We start from the raw sequence: 1339 nt of genomic DNA, 5'->3' as shown, positions 1-1339 counted from the left end.
GCCCGGCACCGCGCGCGAGCCACTTGGTGCTCGTCAATTCGGGAAGCCCCATGGGTCCCCGCGCGTGCAACTTCTGAGTCGAGATTCCCACCTCGGCACCGAAGCCGAATTCGCCACCGTCGGTGAATCGCGTGGATGCGTTGGCCATCACAACCGCGGCGTCCACCTCGGCCAGAAACCGCTCGGCGTGAGCGTCGTCATCCGTGATGATCGACTCGGTGTGACCGGTCGAGTATTCACGGATGTGCGCGAGCGCGTCGTCGAGGTCCTCGACGACGCGGATCGAGATATCCAGAGTGCCGTACTCGGTAGACCAGTCCTCGTCGGTCGCGGGGACGACATCCGAAACCAGAGCGGCAGTTCGCGCGTCGCCGTGCACCGTCACCCCCTGCTCCCGAAGTGCCGCGGCCACGGTCGGCAAGACGCGCTCGGCGGCAGACCCCACGACCAGCACGGTCTCGACGGCGTTGCACACGCTCGGGCGCTGCACCTTCGCGTTGACGACGATGTCGCGGGCCCACTCGAGCGGCGCCGACTCGTCGAGCACGATGTGCACCACACCAGCACCGGTCTCGATGACGGGAACGGATGACTCGGTCACAACCGTCTCGATCAGCTGAGCGCTGCCCCGGGGAACGAGGACGTCCACGAGCCCGCGCGCCTGCATGAGCTCGCGGGCACCCTCACGGCCGAAGTCGTCGACGGTCTGGATGGCTTCTGCGTCGATGCCCCGGTCGGCCAACGCGGTGCGCATGATGTCGACCAGAGCGGCGTTGGACTTCTCAGCAGCCGACCCGCCGCGGAGTACGACCGCGTTGCCGGAACGCAGCGCGAGGGCCGCGATGTCGACCGTCACGTTCGGCCGAGCCTCATAGATCGAACCCACGACACCGAACGGCACGCTGACCTTCTGCAGCACGACGCCATTCGGCAGCACCCGCTCATCCAGCAGCCGGCCGACAGGATCCGGAAGATCGGCGACGGCGCGCACGGCCTCAGCGAGGGCGGCTACGCGCGAAGCATCCAATCGCAGACGATCCTGCAACGACTCCGACAGCCCCGTCGCGCGACCGCGCGCCAGATCCTCGTCGTTCGCGGCGATGATCCGATCGGATGCCTCGTCGATCGCGTTTGCGATGGCCCGGAGCATGCCGGCCTTGTCGCCGTCACCGAGCAGACCGATGCTGCGGGAGGCAGACTTCGCCAGGCGCATCCGATCGCGGGCCGTCGTTTCACCCCAGGTGTCCGAAGAAGACTCGTCGCCAGGGATGCTCGACGTAGCGCTGGAGGCGGTGCTGGTCATCAGCCCAGTGTATCGACGGGCTCGGCGCTGCCGGCG

At 67.7% G+C, this 1339-nt stretch carries 1 protein-coding gene; it reads right to left on the bottom strand.

What is annotated here, in order from left to right:
- Window positions 1–1213 (bottom strand): glutamate-5-semialdehyde dehydrogenase (locus MIC448_RS11675; protein ID WP_036299859.1); only part of this gene is annotated, 1213 nt, incomplete at its 3' end.
- Between the last annotated feature and the right edge of the window lie 126 nt (window positions 1214–1339).

It is taken from the genome of Microbacterium sp. C448 (assembly GCF_000582705.2).
Lineage (GTDB): Bacteria > Actinomycetota > Actinomycetes > Actinomycetales > Microbacteriaceae > Microbacterium > Microbacterium lacus_A.
The sequence above is the reverse complement of the archived record's forward strand: the minus strand, read 5'-3'. Positions and strand labels throughout refer to the sequence as shown.